Genomic DNA, 18,494 nt, shown 5'->3' on the forward strand with positions numbered 1-18,494 from the left:
CCGTTATCGATCTCCATAGCCGCTATGTATTAAACTGGTCGGTATCCAATTCCATGGATACCCATTGGTGCAAAGAAACTGTGGAAGAAGCTATCCGTCTTCATGGGAAGCCGGAGATCTTTAATACCGACCAGGGCAGCCAATTTACCTCAGAGATCTTTACGGGTAGCATACGCTCTCGGGATATTAAGTTAAGTATGGATGGTAAAGGAAGAGCTATCGATAATGTTTTTATAGAACGCTTATGGAGAAGTGTGAAATACGAAAACATCTATCTCAATCCTCCGGAATCCGGGGTAGGTTTATACAGGCAACTCCGGGACTACTTTGATTTTTACAACCATAGAAGAAGGCACCAGGGAATAGAAAATGAAATACCAATCAATCGATATTTGCAACAAGATAGAAAAGCTGCTTAAAAAATGAAAAATAGAACTTAATTTAACAGCTAAGCTGTCCTAACAAATGGGGGTTCTTCAGTCTATTCTAAAAAATTCGGTTCCTCTTTCATCAAATAAAGTTTCATTATTAATAATTTCTCCGTCCAGAAATTCCTTTACTCTTACCACATAAAATTTACCTTTAATTGATTCACCACTAAAGTTAAATTCAGATTGATCTATATTTTCAAATTCAAAAAGTGTTCGCAAATCTTCATTTTCAAGTGAACTATTTATTCTTACTTCAATGGTAGATTCATCTGTGGGAATAGACAATTTCCCGGTTTGACTTTCATCAATTCGATTGGTTTCAATTGCGTTTTGAGCAAATAATGTCACTCCCGATAAGTAAATAATAAATAGAATTCTTTTCATTTTCCTGAGTTTCTTAAGTGTAATAATCCTTTTTTATTAAGATGTCCACAATTTCGAATATGTTTTGTCAGTAAACCTTAATTAGTCATTTCTTCCGTTTTTTCCCAAACATTATACTTTCCATATTCCCCTAAACTATAGTAATATTTACCTTCAGGGTTTATTAGAATGTAATATCCATAAGTAGTTTCATGAGGGAAGAATATTTTTTTTATAATATTATCTTCATCCTTCTGCCAATTCACTTTATTACTATAGAAGTATTTCAACTTTTCCTTTTCTAAAGAAGAAATCCAAAAATGAGAAACATCGGTTATTTTATTTAACTTTCTTAAATAGTTTCTATCAAAAATATTCCAGGAAGTTTTAGATTTTTTAATCTGTTCAGCAAAAGGAACTCCAGTTAGGAAATTGATTACAATTATATCCTTAGAATTAATATGCTCGCTTTTTAAGGTATTCAGATAATTCTTTAATGATGTAAATGTGGAATCGCTTAATACTCCTTTCTTTTCTCTGTGGAACAGCACACCAAATCTCACCGTATCATTCTCAAAATAAAGAGGAAAATTTTTAAAATTCTCTTTTTTATTATAAAATTCCTTCCTGCTTATTTGATAGCCTTCCTCATTGTAAAATTTATAGTCTTTATTCTGGCTATAACTATCAAAGGAATATATCATCAAAAAAATCAAAATTAATTTTTTCATTCTTGTTTACTGACTAATTATATAGCGTTGCCTGGCTTTACAAAACCAATCGCTTTTTGTATCAATTCCCCCAATAGTCAATCGTATCGGATCATCTTGACCTTTTACAATCCTGGGCTGGTTAGGCCATATCTTTAAAAAAATATAATTGAGTTCCTTTCGAGTCTGCAAATGAAGTAGTTGCCCTGAATAAATTGCCTGTTCCGAATGCATGGAGGTTATGAGGTTTATTAATTAGGTAAAAGTCTGTAGGGAGATACTTTAACCAACTATCTATCAAAGAGATTTTAAAAATAGGAAAATTTCTGAAGTTCCCTAAAAAATTAAAAGATTGTTAAATTATTGAATCTTTTTTTAAAAGAATTGCATTTTCTCTAAAGAGTTCCAGATGTAATCCAGCTGGTTAGATAGGTTGTAAATATGTAGCCTTCTTTAATTGATTATTTCGCAAGAAATATTTTACCAACATTAAACCAATAAAATGTTTTTTCGACTGAGTTCGCCCTGGTACTCTTTAATTATTTTCGTGAATTTCTAGTAGAGGTATTGTTAGCGCCTGGCAAGTTCAGTTTGGTTAATTCTCATTCTTCAGCGATGGTAGAATGAAGCAGTTGTAGCTTCCATCCTTCTTCCGTGAGAATTGCGGTTGCGCTTTCCAGCCAATTTAGCTCCCTTACCACTTCTTCTCCCGATTTAAATTCGGCTTTATTATGATAAGCCACCCAGGCCATTTTTCCTTCAATTTTTATTTCTATAAAATCAAAAGAATTGAATCTTACTACTTTTGATTCTTGTTCACTGGCACGATCTAAATAATTTCTCATCCTTTTCATATCCCAAACCTCCCCGGTCTCCAGCAGGAGAAAATCCTGAGTGCAATAGGTGTCTAATGCCTCTGGATCCAAATCAGAAAATATCTTTTGAAAAGAGTTTGAAATAAGTTCTTTGATCTTATCTTCTTTGTTCAATTCTGAATTCTGGCTCATCGCCGTAATTCCCATAAACATTATTAAAAACTGAAATATTCTCTTCATAACTATAGTTTAAATTAAGAGCCGTGCTTTCAAATTTATGAAACTAGAATAGTTATTTACTTCTCCTTCATCAATTTAATTTGTAAACAAAAACTTTACATTTCAATTCTTTTGTTATATTTGTAAAGTAAACATTACATAAAGTAAAACTTTAATTACATTAAAATGAAAAAAGAACGAAAAAAGAATCTTTACACCCTTGCCGTATGGACCTGGAGTTGGGTGGCCACAATGGCAATTGCCACCTTTGGACCGAAATATATTTGGGATGGTCACTCCGTTTTAACGGCCTTAGCAGTTTCAGTAAATTTTGTTCACGGTATTCTTATGATTTTTGCAAACAGGAAATTCTTTAATAATCTAGATGAGTTGCAACGTAAAATTCATTTAGAATCCCTGGCTTTAACCCTGGGTTTAGCAATTGTGGTGGGACTATCGTATTCTCTTCTGGATGTTACCAACCTAATTAATTACGATGCAGAAATAAGCAATCTAGTAATATTTGTAAGCTTAAGTTATTTAGTTTTGGTCACGATAAATACCAGACGCTACTTATGAAAAATAGGTTAAAAGTGCTTCGAGCCGAACATAGCTATACACAGGAAGACTTAGCGGAGATTATTGGTGTTTCGCGGCAAACGATTAACGCCATAGAAAAAGAGAAGTTTGATCCTAGTTTACCCACTGCATTTAGGATTTCAAAACTCTTTAAACTTCCCATAGAAACTATTTTCTATTTTGAAGAAACCTAAATTTTGGCAAGTGTAGATTAGGTTCTTAAATTCAGTTTTAGTTATTACTTTCCGATGCAGAAATTAGAAAATATATTCCCTAATAATTCATCATTGGTTACCTGGCCAGTGATCTCACCAAAGTATTCTAAAGCTTCTCGAATATCTATCGCTAATAAGTCGCCCGAAAGGTCAGTATTCAAACCTTCTTCTACCTTATTTATCTCTTCTAAAGCTTTTAAAAGGGCATTGTAATGACGGCTGTTGGTCACAATTGTATTGTTATTTCTAAGCGCACCGGTATTTACAAATTCAAGTAATTTACTTTTTAGTTCCTCTACACCTTCTCCTGTTTTGGCAGAAATTAACTGCAAACTTGCGCCTTCCAGTTCGTTTAGATTTTCAAATAAATTCTCTTTCTCTTTTTCCGTAAGTTGATCTACTTTATTTGCAATAACAACAAGGGGTTTTTGAGGAAATTGATTGCAGATTTTTTTAATTTCAACCTTAAACTTTGAACTTTGAACTTTGAACTTTTCTGCATTTAGAAGATAAACAACTACCTGCGCCTGACTTATTTTTTCAAAAGTTCGCTTTATTCCGATGCTTTCTACAACATCTTCAGTCTCTCTTATTCCTGCAGTATCAATAAATCTAAATCCAACGCCACCAATACTCATCTCGTCTTCTATAGAATCTCGCGTAGTTCCGGCTACTTCAGAAACAATGGCACGTTCTTCGTTTAAAAGTGAATTCAACAAAGTAGATTTTCCTACGTTTGGTTCACCTACAATTGCAACGGGAATTCCGTTTTTAAGCACGTTCCCGGTAGCGAAAGAATCTATTAAACGTTTTAATACCTGTTGAATTCTGGCTACCAATTCTTTAAATTGATCACGATTGGCAAACTCCACATCTTCTTCAGAAAAGTCTAATTCTAATTCAATTAAAGATGCAAAATCTAATAATTCCTGGCGTAACCTATGAATTTCATTAGAAAATCCGCCACGCATTTGCTGCATCGCCATTTGGTGAGAGGCCTGGTTTTCAGAAGAAATTAGATCGGCCACCGCTTCTGCCTGACTAAGATCCATTTTTCCGTTTAGGAAGGCTCGCATGGTAAACTCCCCGGCTTCGGCTGAGCGACAACCTTTTCTAATCATTAACTGTATAATCTCCTGCTGAATATACGGACTCCCGTGACAGGAAATTTCTACCGTTTCTTCGCCGGTATAAGATTTAGGCGCTCTAAATATTGAAATTAAAACCTCATCTAAGGTACGATCATCGTCCATTAGATTTCCTAAATGCAAAGTATGGCTAGGCTGTTCGCTTAGCTTTTTTTTACTCTTTGCTTTAAAAAGTGGTGAAACAATATTAAATGCTTCGGGGCCGGAAACCCTAATAATCGCAATTGCACCTGCACCAGATGGTGTGGCAAGCGCTACAATAGTATCGTTTAATTTCATAGCGCAAAGATAAACAACCTCGGCGCAAGCCCCAAGAGGCATTATTGGAAAATATATCTTGATTTCTATAAAAGCCTCGGAGCATTTAAATCTCGATTATCGAGTAAAAAAATCAGTAGCTTGTGAGAAGGTTTTAATTTTAAGAACCAAAAGAATTTGCAACATCGTGTGAAAAAGATCGTCTATTAATAAAGAGACATCACATCAATCAAAGAAAAATGAGAGAAGACAACCAAATGCTCGTTCTTACCCACTTAAGTCAGTTACTGGATTTAGTTACAGGAATTGGCGGCTTTATAGTTCCGTTAATCCTATGGCTTACCCAAAAAGATAAAGTTGCCGGAATGGACTTTCATGGAAAAATGATCATCAATTTTCAAATAAGTATGTTTATATACAGCTTATTATGTATTCCGCTAATCTTTTTATTTGGACTTGGGATAATCGCTCTTGTTGGGATTGCTATCATTATGCTTATTTTACCAGTAATAAATGCCATTAAAGTAAGCAACGGGGAAATTCCAAATTATCCGCTAACTATTGAAATTATAAAATAAACTGGTGACATTTTCAAACAAAAAGGCAGCTGATTGGCTGCCTTTTTTATTATAATTTCATCCCCTACAAGTTAGAATAAAAAAAACCTCACAGGTTTTGAAAACCTGTGAGGTTTGAATTTTTAAAACTAGGTACGCTTTTATATTTAATTTCCCCCTTCGGGGGCAAGGGGGCTTAATTATTAAGCATAACCGGCATAACCAGCATCGTGATTTTTTCTCCCGGGTCTAAACCATCTACAGGAGTTAAAATTCCAGCTCGGTTAGGTAAACTCATTTCCAGTTGAACTTCATCGGAAGTTAAATTATTCAACATTTCAGTAAGAAAACGAGAGTTGAAACCAATTTGCATATCGTCTCCCTGGTAAGAACAGGTTAAACGCTCTTCAGCCTTATTGCTGTAATCTACATCTTCTGCAGAAATATTTAATTCGGCACCGGCAATTTTTAATCTCACCTGGTGCGTAGTTTTATTAGAGAAAATAGAAACCCTACGAACTGAACTCAAAAACTGGTTGCGCTCTATGGTTAATTTATTCGGATTTTCTTTTGGAATTACCGCTTCGTAATTTGGATATTTTCCGTCAATAAGTCTACAAACCAACTGCGTATCATCAAAAGTGAATTTCGCATTAGAATCGTTGTATTCTATAAGCACTTCACTTTCACTACCGGCCAAAATTCCTTTTAAAAGATTTAGTGGCTTTTTCGGCATAATAAAGTCTGAAGCCTGTGAAGCAGTAACATCTTCACGCTGATACTTTACTAATTTATGCGCATCAGTTGCTACAAAAGTCAAACCTTCAGTAGTAAATTGAAAGAAAACTCCGCTCATTACCGGACGAAGATCGTCGTTTCCTGAAGCAAAAATCGTTTTGCTAATCGCAGTAGCCAAAATATCACCTTCTAAAACGGTGCTGCTAGGATCTTCCAATTCCACGGGATTTGGAAACTCCTCGCCATCGGCATAAGCAAGTGCATATTTACCGTGATTAGAGCTTAATTCTATAGTGTTGTTATCTTCAGCAACAAAAGTTAAGGGCTGCTCCGGGAAAGTTTTTAGCGTGTCTAAAAGCAATTTTGCAGGAACCGCTATTTTCCCTTCGGAATCTGATTCTACCTTAAGTTTAGCAGACATTGTAGTTTCAAGATCCGAGGCAGAAACCGTAAGCTCGTCCTGCTTAAGATCGAATAAAAAGTTGTCTAAAATTGGAAGGGTGTTGGTGTTGTTAATAACCCCACCCAATATCTGAAGCTGTTTCAGCAAATAACTGCTGGATACAATAAATTTCATCGGCTTTGTGATTAATTAGAAATCATTACAAATATATTTTAATCTGTTAAAAATAAAGCTTGTGCCGGCCAGTTTTTATTAACATCAAAAACAAAAAAATATGAAGTAAATAATTAAAAAACAGACGCTTACAACGTATAATCTTTTTGAAATTGTTAATATGTTGATTTTATTTCCTGAAAATTGAAGTCTAAGAAAGCTATTTCAGGTATTTCCTTTTTCTGAAACAATTAAATCCGAAAGCGAAAAGTCCCAGGATAATTAAAGGAAGAATAATATTAATCACCTGCCATTTTTCGCGTTCATCAGCCGTTTTTTGATCGTCCAGGAAAGCGATATTTATTTCTTTACTGCGTATATCTATAAGTCCGCTGTCATCCAGCATATAATTTACTGCATTTAGTAAAAATTCTTTATTTCCATAAGTATCCCCCGTGTAGCGTTCAAGCCCCAGTTCTAAAGGCTTTCCGTGCTGCACATCATTTTTAATCACATCTCCATCTGAAATTACCAGCATTTTGGTTTCTTCACTTTGGTTTAAAGAGTTTTCAATTTCAAATGGCTTGATCCTGTTCTTATAAACCGAAGTAAATTCTCCTTCCAATAAAACTGCCAGTGGTTGCTCGCCATCTTTATAGGAAGCCAAATCCGGTTCCTTGCTTACCATCTCGAGGCTAATTTCCCGCGGCGTACCTTCTACCCTGGTTTGTGGAGAACTGCTTAATAAAATTGTTTTTTCAAGCTTATTTTGAAGCGTATCAATTTGATTGGCATATTCAAATTTCACTGCTTCAATATTATTAATGACAGGGTGATCATTTGGGGAAGTGGTCAACGGACTATAAAACCAGGGGTATGGATTAAACCGTGTATTATTTCCCTGCCCTGAAGCCAGAATAATGGGCGCTGAATAAATATCATTGATCAAAACCGGGTTGATCCTAATTCCATAAGAAAAGAAAAAATCGCCCAGATTAAGATCTCGCGGCAAAGCAAAAGCTTTACCTGAAGGATTCAGCAAACTATCGGTTTCCATGGCAACGGCTTCGGTTAGCCAAAGTGATTTACCACCGCTCATTGTATATTGATCTAAAATATACTTTTCATTTTCAGTAAAAGCCTCGGTAGGTTTTGCCTCGATAATTAAATCGTACTCTTTTAATTGCTTAAGTGTTTTTTGAGGATTTATCGGAGCAGAATCTAAAGTAAACGGCGCCATAAAATAATATTCCTGAAGCGTCTTTATAAAACTAGCTATTTGTGCATCAGGCAATTCCCCGTTACCACGCATTACCGCGATTTTCTTTTTCCGTGGATAAACTAATTTATTCAATGCATTAGCAATAACATATTCCAACTGCTGCACCGAGCTGGAAACCCGTTCTTCATCGGTAGCGCCCAGTTTATTTTTTAATAGAGGAATTTGAACCTTTTTGTCTCCCATAGTGGCTACAGCCCATGGAAAAACTAAAGCTTCAGAACTCTTACCGTTCTCCTGAACACTTACCCTTGCCGGTGGCATTCCCTGCTTATAAAATTCCTGGGCGGTAGCTTCAGCATCTTTACTTTCTTCTAACGGATTGGTAAAAGTGAATTTTATATTACTGTTATAAGCTGAAAACTCTTCCAGCATTTGCCTGGTTTCGTTCCGAAGCCTTCTAAATTCTGAAGGAAAATTTCCTTCTAAAAAGACTTCAATAACAATGGGAGAATCAGCATCTGAAACAATTTCCATTGCCGCAGGAGACAGCGTATAACGTTGATCTCGGGTAAGGTCTATGCGCTCAAAAAAGTTAGCCGCCAGCAGGTTGATCGCTACAATTGCAACAAGCCACAGAAAAACGTTTTTATAGGTGTTTTGGTGTTTCAAAGCCTAAGAATTTTTCTGAATTGCTATTAACCTTAACTGCGTAAGTTTTAGAAAGAAAACTATAAAACTTAAAAAATAAATAATATCCCGCGTATCTATCACGCCTCTGCTTATACTTTGGTAATGAAAGCTGATCCCAAGATATTCTGCGCCATAATTAGTACTTCCAAAAAGGTCTAAATCTCCCAATCCTTCAAAAGCGAAATAACTTAGAAAACATAAAAAAACTGCGATAATAAATGCGATGATCTGATTTTGAGAAAGCGAAGAAGCAAAAATGCCAATAGCAGTATAACAGCCTCCAAGAAAAATTAAACCAAAGTAAGAGCCAAGGGTCGCACCAAGGTCAAAATTCCCTACCGGACTTCCCAGTTGATAAATAGTAATTACATATAAAATACTTGGAAAAATAGCTAAAAGCACCAGAATTAAGGCGCCAAAATATTTTCCTAAAACAAGTTGTTTAAAACCAATGGGACGAGTTAGCAACAATTCCATAGTACCCTGTCGTTTCTCTTCAGAAAAACTCTTCATGGTAATTGCCGGAATAAGAAAAATAAAGATCCAGGGGGCAAGATTAAAGAAGGGTTTTACATCGGCAAAACCATTATCCAGGATATTATAATCTCCAGTGAAGACAAATAGAAACAACCCGCAAACCACCAAAAAGATTCCAATAACCAGGTAACCTATTGGTGATGAAAAAAAAGAGTTTATTTCCTTATTTAATATGGCCAGCATTAATTTCGGTTATCGGTTATCAGTTGTGAGTTATGAATAATCGTTGTTGATTTGTTTGTAGGTTTAATTACAATTTAGGGTTTGGTGTGTTGATCTGCTGTAACTTTTTTCTAATCGAAACTCTAACAACATTTCCTTCGCTCCTCACTTTTCACCCTTCACTATTCACTATCCACTATTTTAGTACTCCAGGCTACAGGTTTAGCATTAAAAAGCACCTTTGTTTTTGCCCAAACCCCTTTAAAAAGTTCAGAATTCCGGTAATTTTCTAGAGATTCGCTGTCTACCCAATCACTATACGTAAAAAAGATATTTGTATTGTGTTTATCTTGCAGCAATTTCAATTTATAACAACCTGCAAAAGCTCTTATTTTACTTTTATTTTCTTCAAAATTAGAAAGGAATTCTTCTACTTTTGAAGGATCAAATTCCATTTTCACAATTCTGTGTATCATTTTTCGTCAAATTTAATAGTGATTGTATCGCGGTGCTCCAGGCCAAAAAGCGTTGAAGCGCTACCTACCGTAGATGGATTGCTTTTATAAATAGCAAGTTCGATATAACCGGCAGAGTTGAATAAGGCAAGTTTTTTACCATCTTCTTCTCCTCTTTGCTCTTTTTCAACATCAAAATTTATCCAGTCAGAATAAGCTTCATAAATTTTTGGAAAAGTAACCATTCTTGCACTAATTATATAATTTCTTCCTTTTCCCACGCTCTCAAAAAGCTTCCGACTTATATTAGTTACCACATTTCCGTAATTGTCTACATAAATAACAAGGCCTATAATCTGGTTCTTTTCTGTATTTATTATAGGTTCAAACTGCTTAAGGTATTTAATTTCATTAATATTCTTACCTATCACTTCCAGGGTTCCGCCCCGCGCTAAATGGCAGGCTACTTTCACAAAAACATCTAAAACCGGAAAATTCGTTTCAATAGCCTCGTGAATATTGATCTCTACAATCTTCTCGGGTTTGATTTCTGAAGCCAACAAAGATAAAATTCCATTATTGGCGCAAATAAAATAATGGTCGTCCAACAAAACAGCCAAATGTTTATTCTCTGGGGTAAATTCTGAATCGATACCAATAATATGAATACTGCCTTTTGGAAAACTTTTATACGCGTTTTTAATAATGTAAGCGGCTTCGCTAATATGAAAGGGCGAAACCGAGTGCGAAATATCAACAATTCTCACATCGGGCAACTCGTTATAAATAGCTCCTTTAACCGCTCCCACAAAGTAATCTTTCTCTCCAAAATCGGTAGTTAAAGTAATAATTGCCATAGGTAATTGTTGATATTTTTTTAACTTTTAAGCGCTAATTTTATGTAAGTTTGTATAGAAGGCAAAGATAATTTTATTTAAATTTTCATTTAAAAATCAATGGCAATAAACTTAAAATTAGCCAGTCAAAATTAGCATTAAAACTTAGCAGCAACAAATAAAGAACCGCTATAAATAAAAATGTTTTGAACATCTTTTTTCAACTAAAACCATAAGCTTTTGAACGAAATTGTTATTGAACTTTCAGAGATTAATCCCCGCGAATTTTTTGGGCAAGGAAATGAACATATAGAACTATTAAAAAAATATTTTCCCAAGCTGAAGATTGTAGCTCGCGGAAATAAAATTAAAGTTTTTGGGGACGAAGAAATGCTGGAAGAATTTGATGAACGCATTACGATGCTCATGGATCACTTCGGAAAGTATAACAAATTGGATGAGAATGTGATTGAAAGAGTGCTTACCAGCGAGAAAAGTTCAGATTATCAAACTTCAGCCGAAAGTGGCGAAGTTTTGGTTCACGGGGTTGGCGGTCGTTTGGTAAAAGCCCAAACCGCAAACCAGAGAATACTGGTTGAGCTAATGCGCAAAAACGATATGGTATTTGCCATTGGCCCCGCGGGAACCGGAAAAACCTATACCGGTGTTGCCCTTGCCGTTAAGGCTTTAAAAGAAAAACAGGTTAGAAGAATTATACTTACCCGTCCCGCAGTTGAGGCTGGGGAAAACCTGGGTTTTCTTCCCGGCGATCTCAAGGAAAAACTAGATCCTTATATGCAGCCGCTTTACGATGCACTTCGGGATATGATTCCGCAGGAAAGGCTTGATTCATTTATAGAAAAAGGAGTAATTCAAATTGCACCACTTGCTTTTATGCGTGGCCGAACCTTAGATAATGCATTTGTGATTTTGGATGAAGCTCAAAATACCACCCACGCGCAAATGAAAATGTTTCTTACCCGAATGGGAAAAAGTGCCAAGTTTATGATTACCGGAGATCCCGGGCAAATAGATTTACCACGCAGGACGATTTCAGGTTTAAAAGAAGCTTTACTCGTGCTTAAAGAAGTTAAAGGCGTAGGAATAATTTACCTTGATGATAAAGATGTGATTCGCCACAGACTGGTGAAAAAGATTATTTCTGCCTACAAAGAAATTGAACATACAGAATAAGTTACTTCCGGGTAAACCCAAGAAGCGTTAAGAAGAAATAATTTACATAGCGGGACAAGTCCCGGAACATTTAAATCTCGATTATCGAGTAAAATTCTTTTTCAATTTTAATAAAATTCAATTTCAAAATTTCAGAATAGATTCTAATGAACAATACCATTATAAAAACCGATTTCAATTTTCCCGGCCAAACCGATGTTTACAAAGGTAAAGTGCGGGATGTTTATACTTTAAAAAATAATAAACTTGTAATTGTAGCAACAGATAGGCTTTCGGCTTTTGATGTGGTGATGCCAAAAGGCATACCTTACAAAGGTCAGATCCTTAACCAAATTGCTACAAAAATGATGGAAGCCACACGCGATATTGTACCCAACTGGCTGGAAGCCACTCCAGATCCTAATGTTGCGGTAGGCCAGGCTTGTGAACCTTTTAAAATTGAAATGGTAATTCGCGGTTATCTTGCGGGCCACGCTGCTAGGGAATATAAAGCTGGAAAACGTATGCTTTGCGGGGTAGAAATGCCTAATGGAATGAAGGAAAATGATAAATTCCCGGAGCCAATTATTACTCCCGCAACCAAAGCAGAACAGGGCGATCACGATGAAGATATTGCTAAAGAGGAAATTCTAAAACGTGCTATTGTTTCTAAAGAAGATTACGAAATTCTTGAAAAATATACCCGAGATCTTTTTAAACGAGGAACCGAAATTGCAGCAAAGAGAGGATTGATTTTAGTTGATACCAAGTATGAATTTGGTAAAAATGCCGATGGGGAAATTGTCCTGATAGACGAAATTCACACTCCCGATTCTTCTCGATATTTTTATGCCGATGGTTACCGGGAAAGACAGGATAACGATGAACCACAAAAACAATTATCTAAAGAGTTTGTGAGACAATGGCTTATTGAAAATAATTTCCAGGGAAAAGAAGGTCAAATTCTACCCGAAATGAGCGATGAATATATCGAATCGGTTTCTGAGCGGTATATTGAATTATACGAAAAGATCACAGGAGAAGCTTTTGTAAAAAGCGATATTAGCAGTATTGAAACCCGTATTGAAAATAATTTAATGGAGTATTTGAAGTAAGGCTTCGGCAGGAAAGTTTGGTAAAATAGTTCCCGTCCCGAAGGCTCAGGATATTTCGGGGTCTAAACGAACATAAAATTGTTAAATTCACACTAGATGCTGAAATAAATTCAGCATGACCTAACTCTCGTCATCCTGAACTCGTTTCAGGATCTAATTAAATGATAATCAAATCATGTTAGACCCTGAAAAGGTTCAGGATGACGTTTAGGTTAATCCCTACGAAAACTGATAGCCAACCAACCGGGGATCAGTTAGGGTGTCCTGGCGTTGCAGCCATTTTATGCTAATAGAAATATAATCCAGCTCATTATTTACCTTGCCGTAGCATTTATAAATTCCTTTGCTACGCAACGGATATTCTTCTGCGGTAGCGGGGAATTGTACTGTATCGAAAACATCGCCCTCAACATCAAAAAAAGTCCCGAAATACATATATTTCCCATTAGAAGTGCCCGTTTTTTTAGCGGTAATCAGGGCGCCATAGATCAATATTTCCTTTCCAACATAATGTTTTAAATCTTTTGCTCGTGCTGATTTTTCAATAGGATTTTTAAGCAATTTAAAATGGGAACAAAGCGGAAAACCCAATAATTCCATCTGGTCAAATGCTTCTATCAATGCTGAATATTGAAACTGCGGAAGTTCAAAATCCCGGTGAGCGGTATTAAATAACTTTTCCTGTGTAGCTAACGGTTTGGAAGCATTCAGTTTAAAATGAGCTTTCCATAATAAATGATGTTTATCTGTTTGTGTGAATCTAAAAGCATCTATTTTCAGCAAAATACTTAGTTGTTCTATAGAAATAGAAACTCGATCTATAAAATCATCAAACGACTTAAAAACACCAAAAAACTGCCGGTTTTCCAGGATTTCCTGAACGGTTTTAGTTTCTAATTCTTTGACATAGCCCAATCCCAGGTAAATATCTTTTCCAAAGATACTATTTGGATGATCGCTTTTATTGATACAGGGCGGATGCACTCTCCCACCGCATTTTCTAATTTCCTGAATATAAGTTTCTACATCATAAAATCCGCCGCCATTATTAAGCGCAGCCACCATAAATTCCAGCGGAAAATATTTCTTTAAATATAAACTCTGGTAGCTTTCTACCGCATAAGAAGCCGAATGGCCCTTTGGAAATGCATACCCGGCAAAAGAGGAAATTTGCTCCCAAACCTCATCAATAATCTTTTCATTATAGCCTTTTTGCTTGCAATTCTCCCTGAATTTAGCTTCAATACGCTGCATCTGACCTTTCGAAGTTTTCTTGCCACTCATTCCCCGCCGTAATACATCGGCATCTTCAAAACTAAGTCCGGCGAACTTATGGGCCACTTTCATCACATCCTCCTGATAGACCATAATCCCGTAAGTATCATCCATAATTTCAAGCATTACTGGATGGCCCTGCTTTCTTCTTGCGGGATCACGATGTCGCTTTATATATTCTTCTTTCATCCCGCCACTGGAAATGCCGGGTCTAATTATAGAACTTGCAGCTACGAGATTCAAATAATTATCGGTTTGTAGTTTGGTGAGCAGGCCACGCATTGCAGGAGATTCTACGTAAAAGACACCCATACAATCCCCGGTTTTCAGTAACTCATTAATTTGTGGATCTTCCTTAAAAACAGCAATATTTTCAATATCCTCAATTTCAGCATCTGGCTGATTTTCCTTAATAATTTCAATGGCATCGGTGATCTTTGAAAGTCCGCGTTGGGCAAGAATATCGAATTTATGAATCCCAACTTCTTCCGCAATATTCATATCTATCTGGATCGTTTCGAAACCTTTAGGCGGTAAAAAAGTGGCGGCATAATTATAAACGCTGTCATTTAAAATTAGGATTCCGCCGGAATGTACGCTCAAATAATTGGGAAAACCTTCAATTAAACCGCTATAACGTAACACCAATTTTTCCAATTGATCCAGCTCATTTATACTAAAAAATCCTGCTGAAAGTTTATCGATATTTTCTTTAGGCAAACCAAAAACCTTCCCCAGCTCCCGGGCAACCGCGCGACGTTTAAAAGTTACGTAAGTTCCCATTAAAGCGGTAAACTCGTATTTTCTAAAAATAAAATCGGTTACTTCGTTACGATCTTTCCAGGAGAAATCGATATCAAAATCGGGGGGAGAACTTCGACTTTCATTAATAAAGCGTTCAAAATAAAGATCTAGCTCAACGGGATCTACATTGGTAATTCCAATAATGTAAGCAATAATAGAATTGGCACCACTCCCCCGCCCTATAAACGGAAAATTCTGCGACCGGGCATAACTCACAATGTCATAATTAATTAAAAAATAGGAAACGAACCCAAGTTTTATGATGGCATTCAGTTCTTTTTCTACCCGCTCTAAAACTTTTTCATTTGCATCAGGATAACGTTTTGGCAGGTTATCCTCACATAATTTTCTTAGACGGTCAACATCAGCTTCAGGGCTTTCACCTGAAACCAATAAATTTCGATTTTGGGTTTTTCCGAATTTGAAATCTACCCGGCAGGCATTTACCAATTCCTGTGTGTTCTCTAAAATATAGGAGAAATCTTCAAATTCTGAAGTGATAATTTCTGAAGCTATCATCTGGTGAGAAAAAGAACCCTGCTCGCTTTCCGGAAGCTGGCTAAGTAAAACATTATTGTCTATGGCCCGCAACAACCGGTGCGCGTTATAGTCACGCTTATTCCTAAAACTCACGCTTTGTTGCAATACCAGCTTATCTTTAAATTCAAGGTATTTTGAGAATTTAAGCTTCCGCAGACTTTCTACTGAAACTCCAATGAATTCATTGCTTTTGAAATTCGTCTTTTTGTGCGCTACTACTTTTTCAAAAGGATAAATAATAAAACAATCAGGTAGTTCGGGAGCTTCAGGTTTAAAATCTTTCTTTGAATGAAGTTGCTGCGATAAATGCTCGTTTAACTGCCTGAAACCTTCATTGTTTTTAGCGATCCCAATACATTGCTGTTCTGCTCCATTTCTAAAATCGATTCCCACAATTGGTTTTATACCATATTCTGAAGCGATTTTTATAAAATTAAGGCAGGCCGAAGTATTATTAATATCGGTAAGCGCTAAAGCTTCAACTTTAAATTCCCGGGCGAGTTCACAGAGTTTTTCTACCGAAAAAGTTCCGTAGCGCAGCGAATACCAGGTATGACAGTTTAAATAAATCATTGTTTTCTATGCGCCAACACAATTGGCGGTTCGCCGTTAAACGGATTTCCCATTCGGCCAATGGTTTTTGTGCCCATGGTTACCGCGCGCATCACACTGTGTTCTCCGAAACGCTCCTTAATTTTATCTATAGAATTATATAAATTCAGCATTTCTTCAGAATCATCAAACAGGTTAATTTGGTAATTTCCACCTACAAACCCGCTGAATTTCACACCGATTAACCTAATCAATAACCTACGCGAATAAAGTTGCTTAAACAGCATTTCGACTTTAGGAATCAGAATATGATCGGCGCTGGTGTAGGAAATTTTCACCTGCTTCGAATGCGTCTGATAATCTGAATACCTGATCTTTACACTTACCACGCTGGTAAGTTTATTGCCTCGCCGTAACTGGTAAGCCAGGCTCTCTGCCATCGCTACCAAAGTGGCGTGCAGGCGTACCATATCTATAGTATCTCGCCCAAAAGTGCGTTCGGTAGAAATAGATTTTCTTTCGTGATAAGGGATAATTGGTGTATCGTCCAGACCGTTAGCACGTTTCCAAATAGTTCGTCCGGCTTTTCCTAAAACGCTTTCCAACATTTCCACCGGCATTTCCTGTATGGTTTTTATTTCCCTAACACCTAAACTCAATAACTTTTGAAAAGTTTTATTTCCCACCATCGGGATCTTATTCACGCTTAATGGTGCAAGAAAAATTTTCTCATTTCCATGCGGAATTACAATTTCGGCATTGGGCTTGGCTTCTCCCGTAGCGATCTTGGAAACCACCTTATTTTGTGATAAGCCGAAAGAAATTGGCAATCCACTTTCTTTTATAATAGTTTGTCTTAGCTCACTGGCAAATTGATTGATCCCGAAAAATTTATCCATCCCACTCAAATCGGCATAAAACTCGTCTACACTGGCTTTTTCAAAACTGGGCACCTGGCTTTTAATAATTTCTGTAACTTCTTTCGAATGTTGGGTGTAAGTACTGGCATTCCCTTTAATTACGGTAGCCTGCGGACAAAGCTGCCGGGCTACTTTCATCGCCATCCCCGAGTGTACTCCAAACTTTCGCGTTTCATAACTACAGGCCGCCACCACCCCACGATCGCCCATTCCACCTACAATAAGCGGTTTACCATTCAATTCAGAATTTTGTTTACGTTCTACCGAAACAAAAAATGCATCGAGATCCAGATGTAAAATAGACTTATTCTTCATTATTTGGATTATTTCCTTTTTATAGGATATTTTCCAAATTTATAAAATATCTGAGCTCAAAATAATTCTGCTTCGTTAAATTTTGAAAAGAATTTTTAGCTTGATTATTCTAGAAAATGAGTCCTATTGATTCCTTGAAAATTCAATAGCCTAAACCTTATAGTTTTAGTAATTTTGGCGACTTAAAAAATAGCCCACAAGTCTAGGTATGACTAAAATATTCAGAAGATTATCTTTCTTTATTCTAATCCTGGTGCAGTTTACATTTCTCCTGGCCATATTTTTTGATAAAATGAATGCACCGCTGGTGCTAATTTTTATCGGGGTAATTTCGGTATTGGTAAGCATCGCCTATTTTAAAGCACCCCGGGAAGAAGAACGTTTTTTTATAAAAGACTTTTATCTTATTTTATTTGCAGTAACCGGAGCAATAACTACTTTCTACATAAACACCGGACTCAAATTAGGCCCGGTGATCGCCGCAGGATTTATAGGAACACTGGCTTCTTTTGTGCCTTCAATAAATAAAAAATCAAAACTTTTAAAAGAGTTGCCGCCAGCCGTTTATTGCGGAGCTTTTGTAGGAATGACATCGGCTAATGTAGCGCCCAATCTAAAGTTTATTTTATTCGCGGAATTTATAGCGGGTAGTATTCTTATTCTCTCTAAAAACATTTTTAACGGCTTTGGTGGCAAACTTGGAACTATCGCTTTTACCAGTATTGCGATTTCTTCAATAATTTTATATACCCTCTTTTAGATGGAAACCAGTATTCTTTTTCTCACCGGGATTATTTCTGCCTTGCTCACATATATTGTGAATAACAAATATGGTCAGGGTGCTGTTCGTGCTTCAGCAGGTCTTTCGCTTTTGGTGGGCTTATTTTTCTATTTCTTTCCGGAAATCTTTAGTCTGTATTTAACCAAAAACATTCCTATTGTTTTTATTGGAGCCACTTTTATAGGAATGGTCTCCTCCAAAATACTTTCCAGCTATTTATTGGTCGGTTTTTCGGGGTTTATCTTTTCTATTATCTACCTAAATGCGAGTCCGTTTTTTAAAGGTTATGGTGGTGCTTTGGGTACTACGGCAGCTATTTCTGTATTGGTTTCTTTGAGCCTGGCGGTGATTTCAAAAAGTGAAAAGCTGAAGAAAATTAAAAATTATAGACCTTCCCGAAAGAAGAAATAAGTTTTTACAACTTGGGTTCCAGCAAGAAGGGAATGAATTCGGCTTAGCTGAAGAAAGAGATGGTTGAGAACCCTGGCAGATGTGAAATAACATATAATTCTAATAAAGTACCCCTCC

19 protein-coding genes are annotated in these 18,494 nt (G+C 36.4%); 8 read left to right on the top strand and 11 right to left on the bottom strand.

Annotation, left to right across the window (positions count from 1 at the left end; all coding sequences use genetic code 11):
• On the top strand, positions 1-419 hold a 419-nt coding region (locus B5440_RS13775), incomplete at its 5' end, for a DDE-type integrase/transposase/recombinase (protein WP_143533316.1).
• 57 nt (positions 420-476) lie between these two features.
• Here the strand turns inward: B5440_RS13775 and B5440_RS13780 are convergent.
• From B5440_RS13780 to B5440_RS13795, 3 genes are all read right to left on the bottom strand, one after another.
• Positions 477-815, bottom strand: coding sequence for a hypothetical protein (locus tag B5440_RS13780; RefSeq protein WP_079711160.1), 339 nt, complete (start codon positions 813-815; stop codon positions 477-479).
• Between the two features lie 77 nt (positions 816-892).
• Positions 893-1,525: a hypothetical protein gene (locus tag B5440_RS13785; protein WP_070054378.1), complete on the bottom strand. Its 633-nt coding sequence runs from the start codon at positions 1,523-1,525 to the stop codon at positions 893-895.
• Between the two features lie 581 nt (positions 1,526-2,106).
• Entirely contained in the window at positions 2,107-2,559 is a 453-nt protein-coding gene (locus B5440_RS13795) for a DUF4440 domain-containing protein (RefSeq protein ID WP_070054380.1), read from the bottom strand.
• A 165-nt stretch (positions 2,560-2,724) separates the two neighbouring features.
• Between B5440_RS13795 and B5440_RS13800 the strand changes: the two genes are divergently transcribed.
• Both B5440_RS13800 and B5440_RS13805 read left to right on the top strand, forming a co-directional pair.
• Complete coding sequence (locus tag B5440_RS13800) at positions 2,725-3,117, top strand: hypothetical protein (protein ID WP_070054381.1); 393 nt, start codon at positions 2,725-2,727, stop codon at positions 3,115-3,117.
• Entirely contained in the window at positions 3,114-3,311 is a 198-nt protein-coding gene (locus tag B5440_RS13805) for a helix-turn-helix transcriptional regulator (protein ID WP_070054382.1), read from the top strand. The genes B5440_RS13800 and B5440_RS13805 overlap by 4 nt, the downstream gene beginning before the upstream one ends.
• A 44-nt stretch (positions 3,312-3,355) precedes the next feature.
• Here the strand turns inward: B5440_RS13805 and mnmE are convergent, their stop codons facing one another.
• Complete coding sequence (gene mnmE / locus B5440_RS13810; protein WP_070054417.1) at positions 3,356-4,759, bottom strand: tRNA uridine-5-carboxymethylaminomethyl(34) synthesis GTPase MnmE; 1,404 nt, start codon at positions 4,757-4,759, stop codon at positions 3,356-3,358.
• Between the two features lie 218 nt (positions 4,760-4,977).
• On the opposite strand from mnmE, the gene B5440_RS13815 reads away from it, so the two are divergent.
• Complete coding sequence (locus tag B5440_RS13815; protein WP_070054383.1) at positions 4,978-5,316, top strand: DUF4870 domain-containing protein; 339 nt, start codon at positions 4,978-4,980, stop codon at positions 5,314-5,316.
• Positions 5,317-5,491: 175 nt separating this feature from the next.
• Here the strand turns inward: B5440_RS13815 and dnaN are convergent, their stop codons facing one another.
• From dnaN to B5440_RS13840, 5 genes are all read right to left on the bottom strand, one after another.
• The gene (gene dnaN, locus B5440_RS13820; RefSeq protein ID WP_057481476.1) at positions 5,492-6,610 is read right to left on the bottom strand and encodes a DNA polymerase III subunit beta; all 1,119 of its coding nucleotides are present in this window, start codon (positions 6,608-6,610) and stop codon (positions 5,492-5,494) included.
• 199 nt (positions 6,611-6,809) lie between these two features.
• Positions 6,810-8,480: a gliding motility-associated ABC transporter substrate-binding protein GldG gene (gene gldG, locus B5440_RS13825; RefSeq protein ID WP_070054384.1), complete on the bottom strand. Its 1,671-nt coding sequence runs from the start codon at positions 8,478-8,480 to the stop codon at positions 6,810-6,812.
• Positions 8,481-8,483: 3 nt separating this feature from the next.
• Positions 8,484-9,221 carry a gliding motility-associated ABC transporter permease subunit GldF gene (gene gldF, locus B5440_RS15765; protein WP_070054385.1) on the bottom strand — a complete coding sequence of 246 codons (738 nt, stop codon included), beginning with the start codon at positions 9,219-9,221 and terminating at the stop codon, positions 8,484-8,486.
• Between the two features lie 161 nt (positions 9,222-9,382).
• The gene (locus tag B5440_RS13835; RefSeq protein WP_070054386.1) at positions 9,383-9,676 is read right to left on the bottom strand and encodes a putative quinol monooxygenase; all 294 of its coding nucleotides are present in this window, start codon (positions 9,674-9,676) and stop codon (positions 9,383-9,385) included.
• Positions 9,673-10,512, bottom strand: coding sequence for an SAM hydrolase/SAM-dependent halogenase family protein (locus B5440_RS13840; protein WP_070054387.1), 840 nt, complete (start codon positions 10,510-10,512; stop codon positions 9,673-9,675). Before B5440_RS13840 ends, B5440_RS13835 begins: the two co-directional genes overlap by 4 nt.
• 219 nt (positions 10,513-10,731) lie before the next feature.
• On the opposite strand from B5440_RS13840, the gene B5440_RS13845 reads away from it, so the two are divergent.
• Positions 10,732-11,685: a PhoH family protein gene (locus B5440_RS13845; RefSeq protein ID WP_070054388.1), complete on the top strand. Its 954-nt coding sequence runs from the start codon at positions 10,732-10,734 to the stop codon at positions 11,683-11,685.
• Between the two features lie 146 nt (positions 11,686-11,831).
• Positions 11,832-12,779, top strand: a complete 948-nt coding sequence (locus B5440_RS13850; protein WP_070054389.1) for a phosphoribosylaminoimidazolesuccinocarboxamide synthase — start codon at positions 11,832-11,834, stop codon at positions 12,777-12,779.
• 219 nt (positions 12,780-12,998) lie between these two features.
• On the opposite strand, the gene B5440_RS13855 is transcribed toward B5440_RS13850, so the two are convergent.
• Together B5440_RS13855 and dinB are read right to left on the bottom strand one after the other, a co-directional pair.
• Positions 12,999-15,971, bottom strand: a complete 2,973-nt coding sequence (locus B5440_RS13855; protein ID WP_079711162.1) for a DNA polymerase III subunit alpha — start codon at positions 15,969-15,971, stop codon at positions 12,999-13,001.
• Complete coding sequence (gene dinB, locus B5440_RS13860; protein WP_070054390.1) at positions 15,968-17,185, bottom strand: DNA polymerase IV; 1,218 nt, start codon at positions 17,183-17,185, stop codon at positions 15,968-15,970. Before dinB ends, B5440_RS13855 begins: the two co-directional genes overlap by 4 nt.
• A gap of 208 nt (positions 17,186-17,393) precedes the next feature.
• Here dinB and B5440_RS13865 point away from each other — a divergent pair, with 208 nt between their 5' ends.
• On the top strand, positions 17,394-17,945 hold the full coding sequence (locus B5440_RS13865; protein ID WP_070054391.1) for a hypothetical protein: 552 nt from the start codon (positions 17,394-17,396) through the stop codon (positions 17,943-17,945).
• Positions 17,946-18,377 (top strand): hypothetical protein, encoded by a 432-nt coding sequence (locus tag B5440_RS13870; protein WP_070054392.1) that lies wholly within the window; start codon positions 17,946-17,948, stop codon positions 18,375-18,377.
• Positions 18,378-18,494: the final 117 nt, after the last annotated feature.

The organism is Salegentibacter salarius (assembly GCF_900168265.1).
Taxonomy (GTDB): domain Bacteria; phylum Bacteroidota; class Bacteroidia; order Flavobacteriales; family Flavobacteriaceae; genus Salegentibacter; species Salegentibacter salarius.

What these genes read in the sequence shown, in the direction of transcription:
- B5440_RS13780 (WP_079711160.1), bottom strand. Translation starts at nt 815, where the DNA reads ATGAAAAGAATTCTATTTATTATTTACTTATCGGGAGTGACATTATTT.
- B5440_RS13785 (WP_070054378.1), bottom strand. Translation starts at nt 1,525, where the DNA reads ATGAAAAAATTAATTTTGATTTTTTTGATGATATATTCCTTTGATAGT.
- B5440_RS13795 (WP_070054380.1), bottom strand. Translation starts at nt 2,559, where the DNA reads ATGAAGAGAATATTTCAGTTTTTAATAATGTTTATGGGAATTACGGCG.
- B5440_RS13800 (WP_070054381.1), top strand. Translation starts at nt 2,725, where the DNA reads ATGAAAAAAGAACGAAAAAAGAATCTTTACACCCTTGCCGTATGGACC.
- B5440_RS13805 (WP_070054382.1), top strand. Translation starts at nt 3,114, where the DNA reads ATGAAAAATAGGTTAAAAGTGCTTCGAGCCGAACATAGCTATACACAG.
- mnmE (WP_070054417.1), bottom strand. Translation starts at nt 4,759, where the DNA reads ATGAAATTAAACGATACTATTGTAGCGCTTGCCACACCATCTGGTGCA.
- B5440_RS13815 (WP_070054383.1), top strand. Translation starts at nt 4,978, where the DNA reads ATGAGAGAAGACAACCAAATGCTCGTTCTTACCCACTTAAGTCAGTTA.
- dnaN (WP_057481476.1), bottom strand. Translation starts at nt 6,610, where the DNA reads ATGAAATTTATTGTATCCAGCAGTTATTTGCTGAAACAGCTTCAGATA.
- gldF (WP_070054385.1), bottom strand. Translation starts at nt 9,221, where the DNA reads ATGCTGGCCATATTAAATAAGGAAATAAACTCTTTTTTTTCATCACCA.
- B5440_RS13835 (WP_070054386.1), bottom strand. Translation starts at nt 9,676, where the DNA reads ATGATACACAGAATTGTGAAAATGGAATTTGATCCTTCAAAAGTAGAA.
- B5440_RS13840 (WP_070054387.1), bottom strand. Translation starts at nt 10,512, where the DNA reads ATGGCAATTATTACTTTAACTACCGATTTTGGAGAGAAAGATTACTTT.
- B5440_RS13850 (WP_070054389.1), top strand. Translation starts at nt 11,832, where the DNA reads ATGAACAATACCATTATAAAAACCGATTTCAATTTTCCCGGCCAAACC.
- B5440_RS13855 (WP_079711162.1), bottom strand. Translation starts at nt 15,971, where the DNA reads ATGATTTATTTAAACTGTCATACCTGGTATTCGCTGCGCTACGGAACT.
- dinB (WP_070054390.1), bottom strand. Translation starts at nt 17,185, where the DNA reads ATGAAGAATAAGTCTATTTTACATCTGGATCTCGATGCATTTTTTGTT.
- B5440_RS13865 (WP_070054391.1), top strand. Translation starts at nt 17,394, where the DNA reads ATGACTAAAATATTCAGAAGATTATCTTTCTTTATTCTAATCCTGGTG.
- B5440_RS13870 (WP_070054392.1), top strand. Translation starts at nt 17,946, where the DNA reads ATGGAAACCAGTATTCTTTTTCTCACCGGGATTATTTCTGCCTTGCTC.